A 4,393-nucleotide genomic window follows, 5' to 3' on the forward strand; every position below is an offset into this window, starting at 1 on the left:
AGTTGAACACACTATCACTCAGTTCTTCAGCGTTGAAAAGCTTTAAAGTTGAATTTGCTAAAGCAGATTCTATTCCGATTTATGGATTTAATTTTGACGATGGTAAAGGTGTTCACGTGGATAATTTTTCAAGCAGAGGTAATTCCGGACTTCCTATTTCATTGTTCAATACTGATTTAATGCACCAATTTCAAGAGAAATTAGGTTACGATTTAATCATTTTACATTTTGGCACCAATGTTTTGAATTACGGAACGTATTCCTACGATTGGTATGAAAAACGAATGACTCGTGTGGTGAATCACATCAAAGAGTGTTTTCCGGGTGTGACTATTTTAGTGGTTTCTACAGCAGATAAATCGACCAAATATGATTTAGAAATGCAAACCGATTCGGCTGTTGTTCCTTTAACGTTGGCACAACGAAAGTATGCCGTTCAATCAAATTCGGCTTATTTTAATTTGTTTCAAGCCATGGGTGGTGAAGGTTCGATGGTGAAATGGGTGGATGAAGAAGTGCCACCATTAGCCAACAAAGATTACACGCATTTTAATTACAAAGGTTCGCAAAAAGTAGCTTCTTTATTGCATGACCAAATTCAAAAAGGGTATGAGCAGTATAAAATGATGCGTAGTAAAAGAAAAATAAATGTGCAACCCAAAATAAAAAGTCAGCCCATCGATACCGTAACACCTAAAAATCAAACCATCGATGCTAAATAAATTGCGATTGTTTTTGGGAGTTTTTTTTGTGTCAATGAGTTTATTTGCTCAAACGGATTCCTTATTTGTTGCAATAGATACGTTGGAAGTGGAGATTCCCGCTACTGCCAACCAACTTCACAACTTGGAAGCCATGCAACCGCTTTTTCAAAAATTGCAAAACCTTCAAAAAAATAAAACTGGAAAAATCAATATTGTTCACATTGGTGATTCGCACATTCAAGCCGATTTTTTCTCGGGTTATATGCGAAAAAATCTCCAAAGTCAGTTTGGTAATGGAGGTCGCGGACTCGTTTTTCCTTATTCATTGGCAAAAACAAATGGGGTAGGCGATATTCGATTTGCTTCTAACCAATCATGGGAAAGTCAGCGAAATAGTTCGCCCGATACCGGTAAACCTGTTGGAATCAGTGGTTTTTCATTAGAAACCAAAGCTGACGATTTTGTAATTGAACTGAATGTGAAAAATCCTGAATATCAATTCTCCCAATTGAAAATAATTACACCTCAAAATCAAAAAATGTTTGATGTGGCTTTGAGTTATAACACGATTGTGGTCGAATCAGAAAAGCCCAAGACCACGATTCATAAAATAAAAAGTGGTGAAAATTTATCGGTGATTGCTGCTAAATACAACGTTTCCGTTTCGTCCATCAAATCGGCTAACGGATTAAAAGGAACTGCTATTCGTGCAGGTAAAACATTAAAAATTCCCACGAATCAAAAAGAAAAATTGGCTTTTCAACGAAAGGAATTCATTCCGTTGGTTACCGAAAAAGAGGTTGGCTTTTATAGTTTTAAATCCGATTCTTTACTTTCCGGTGTTTATTTGATTCCTGCTTTAGAAGCAAAACAATATGCTTTAAACGGTATTGTTTTGGAAAATAATTCTTCGGGAATTGTGTATCATACCATTGGTGCGAATGGTGCTAAATGTTCTGATTACACAAAGTATCCGCTGTTTTATGAGCAACTTTCTGCATTGCAACCCGATTTGGTAATAATCTCTTTGGGAACCAATGAAAGTTTTGATAAAATGGTTACTCCCGATTTCATGCAGCAGTTGCTGTTGATGAAAAATCAGATTTTAAATCTAAATCCGAATGCAATTATATTAGTAACGACTCCGCCGCCATCGCAATTTAAGCGAAGGTATCCCAATACATTTGTAGCAGATTATTCGCGGGAAATTTTGGCTCAAGCCACTACTGAAAATTATGTGGTTTGGGATTTATATTCACAATTGGGTGGATTGTTTGGCGTGAGTAAAAATCTAAAAGAAGGTATCATTGGAGGAGATCGCGTGCATTATACCAAAAAAGGTTACGAGTACAAAGGCCAATTGTTTTTTGAAGCGTTCATCAATGCTTTTCAAAATTTTAATACCGTAATCGATAAGTAATGTCGTTAGTCTTTTTATTTCAATGGTTTGAATTATTGCCGGATAATTTCTCTTGGGAAACGATACAGAATTGGTTTATGTACGATCCAAAAAATCCGCTGTTGTTTAACAGTGCTTTGTTTTTGGGTCTCTTTCTGGTTTTTTATTTTGTATATATTCTTACACTCAAAACACATCGGTTACGTATCGCTTATGTGGTGTTGTTTTCGTTATTCTTCTATTACAAATCCAGTGGAATTTTCTTTTTATTACTCATTTTTTCTTCCGTCTTAGATTATGTCATTGCGAAATTGATTTATGATGAGCGTGATAAATTCTATCGAAAACTCTATTTAATCATCAGTTTATTGGTCAATTTGGGATTGTTGGGATATTTCAAATACACCAATTTTTTTATTGACAATGTCAATTTGGCTTTTGATGCAGGTTTCAAGTTTCAGGATATTATTTTACCGGTAGGAATATCGTTTTATACGTTTCAAACCTTGAGCTATACCATTGATGTGTATCGAAAAGAATTGGAACCCACCAAAAGTTTCATGGACTTTCTGTTTTTCGTTTCGTTCTTTCCTCAATTAGTTGCGGGACCGATTGTACGAGCCAGCGATTTTATTCCACAAATTTACAAACGGTTAAAATTAACCAAAGAAGAGTTTAATGCAGCTTTGTTTTTAATCATTGGTGGATTATTAAAAAAGGCAGTGATCTCCGATTATATCTCCATCAATTTTGTCGATCGCGTTTTTGATGCTCCGAACAGTTATACTTCGTTTGAAAATTTAATGGCGTCGTATGGCTACGCTATTCAAATTTACTGCGATTTTTCCGGCTATTCAGATATGGCTATTGGTTTGGCTTTATTGATGGGATTTTGGTTGCCACCCAATTTCCGAACACCCTATCAGTCGACATCGGTTACAGAGTTTTGGCGGCGTTGGCATATTTCATTATCTACGTGGTTACGTGATTATTTATACATTTCGTTAGGAGGCAATCGCGGCGGAAAATTCAAAACCTATATCAATTTATTCCTGACCATGTTGTTAGGCGGTTTGTGGCATGGAGCTTCTTGGAAATTTGTTTTGTGGGGCGTTTTACACGGTTCAGCCTTGGCATTCGAGCGGTTTTTCGGGAACTTAATTAAATTACCTAAAAATTATTTTGTCAAAACCATTCAAATACTTTTGACCTTTCATTTTGTCGCTTTCTGTTGGTTGTTTTTCAGAGCCAAAGATTTTTCAACCGCTCTTCAATTAATATCTAACATTGGCGAACTGACGTTTGATTGGAAGCAATGGCTGGTCATCATTCAAGGCTATCAAAATGTATTTCTACTTATTTTGATTGGGTTTGTTTGGCATTTTCTACCGAATCGAGTGATACAGTTTCTTCAAAAAGCATTTGGTTCGTTGCCATTGCTAGGTAAAGCAATTGTTTTGGCATTTGTCTTTTGGATTGTGTACGCAACGGCGTCTGCGGGTCCGCAACCGTTTATTTATTTTCAGTTTTAATTGCTTTACAACTGAGATTGTGTTATCGAAGTTTTGCTATTGCTTAAAAAATCTTTTGGTATGCATCACTTTCAAAATGTAAATGACATTTCCCTCAACCATAAAATGGATACTAAACGGAAAGTTTTCAAAAAGAGCTATACGGATATTGTGGTAACGAGCTGAAAAATGCAATGGAAATTGCTTGACATACTGTAAAGTTTGTTTAAAGTCATGCTCAAAACGGTTGCCAAGTTCAATAGAAACATCGTCGTAATAGTCTATAGCTTTTTGATATTCAAGAGTTACACTATCTTCAAAGAGCAGTATATAACTCATTTTCTATTGATTTTTGAAAAAAAATTTTCTTCACTAATGTATTGGTTTTGACCTTTTTTGTGCTTGGTTAGGATTTCATCCATCTCATTTTTGTAAGCATCCGAAATTTCAAAAGTGCTTGCCTTTTCTTTTAAAACTTGTTCCATGAAATTTTTTAGCTTTCTGCCTTCTTTTTCAGCCATAGCTGTTAACAAAGCAAGTGTTTGGCTGTCTAAAGCGACTTCTTTTCTTGTTTTTTCCTGTTGTAACATATCCTTATAATTTACGGTAAATATACATATGTTTTATGTAAAATGATTTTTGACATCAGATTTTTTTCAATTCTAAAAACTATATTTCACAAACGCATTAGGTGTTCGCTCCAACCCGTACGTGTTTACTTCTTCGATTGCGTTGTTGGAGGCATTGATTCTATAAAAGCGGTTGAGACTGTTTTTTTG

General features: G+C 35.4%; 5 protein-coding genes. 3 read left to right on the forward strand and 2 right to left on the reverse strand.

What is annotated here, in order from left to right:
• The 3 genes from ACIQ2S_RS11725 to ACIQ2S_RS11735 form a co-directional block, all read left to right on the forward strand.
• On the forward strand, nucleotides 1-722 hold a 722-nt coding region (locus tag ACIQ2S_RS11725), incomplete at its 5' end, for a GDSL-type esterase/lipase family protein (RefSeq protein ID WP_396176206.1).
• Complete coding sequence (locus ACIQ2S_RS11730; protein ID WP_396176209.1) at nucleotides 712-2,124, forward strand: GDSL-type esterase/lipase family protein; 1,413 nt, start codon at nucleotides 712-714, stop codon at nucleotides 2,122-2,124. The genes ACIQ2S_RS11725 and ACIQ2S_RS11730, both read left to right, overlap by 11 nt.
• A complete protein-coding gene (locus tag ACIQ2S_RS11735; RefSeq protein ID WP_396176211.1) occupies nucleotides 2,124-3,635 on the forward strand; it encodes an MBOAT family O-acyltransferase in 1,512 nt (503 codons plus the stop codon). The genes ACIQ2S_RS11730 and ACIQ2S_RS11735 overlap by 1 nt, the downstream gene beginning before the upstream one ends.
• Before the next feature lie 36 nt (nucleotides 3,636-3,671).
• On the opposite strand, the gene ACIQ2S_RS11740 is transcribed toward ACIQ2S_RS11735, so the two are convergent.
• Both ACIQ2S_RS11740 and ACIQ2S_RS11745 read right to left on the reverse strand, forming a co-directional pair.
• Nucleotides 3,672-3,953: a hypothetical protein gene (locus ACIQ2S_RS11740; RefSeq protein ID WP_396176213.1), complete on the reverse strand. Its 282-nt coding sequence runs from the start codon at nucleotides 3,951-3,953 to the stop codon at nucleotides 3,672-3,674.
• Entirely contained in the window at nucleotides 3,950-4,204 is a 255-nt protein-coding gene (locus tag ACIQ2S_RS11745) for a hypothetical protein (protein ID WP_396176215.1), read from the reverse strand. The genes ACIQ2S_RS11740 and ACIQ2S_RS11745 overlap by 4 nt, the downstream gene beginning before the upstream one ends.
• Nucleotides 4,205-4,393: the final 189 nt, after the last annotated feature.

Origin of the sequence: Flavobacterium sp. (assembly GCF_044371705.1) — a bacterium.
GTDB lineage: Bacteria > Bacteroidota > Bacteroidia > Flavobacteriales > Flavobacteriaceae > Flavobacterium.

Coding starts and splice junctions, on each gene's coding strand:
- ACIQ2S_RS11730 (WP_396176209.1), top strand. CDS start 712: ATGCTAAATAAATTGCGATTGTTTTTGGGAGTTTTTTTTGTGTCAATG.
- ACIQ2S_RS11745 (WP_396176215.1), bottom strand. CDS start 4,204: ATGTTACAACAGGAAAAAACAAGAAAAGAAGTCGCTTTAGACAGCCAA.
- ACIQ2S_RS11740 (WP_396176213.1), bottom strand. CDS start 3,953: ATGAGTTATATACTGCTCTTTGAAGATAGTGTAACTCTTGAATATCAA.
- ACIQ2S_RS11735 (WP_396176211.1), top strand. CDS start 2,124: ATGTCGTTAGTCTTTTTATTTCAATGGTTTGAATTATTGCCGGATAAT.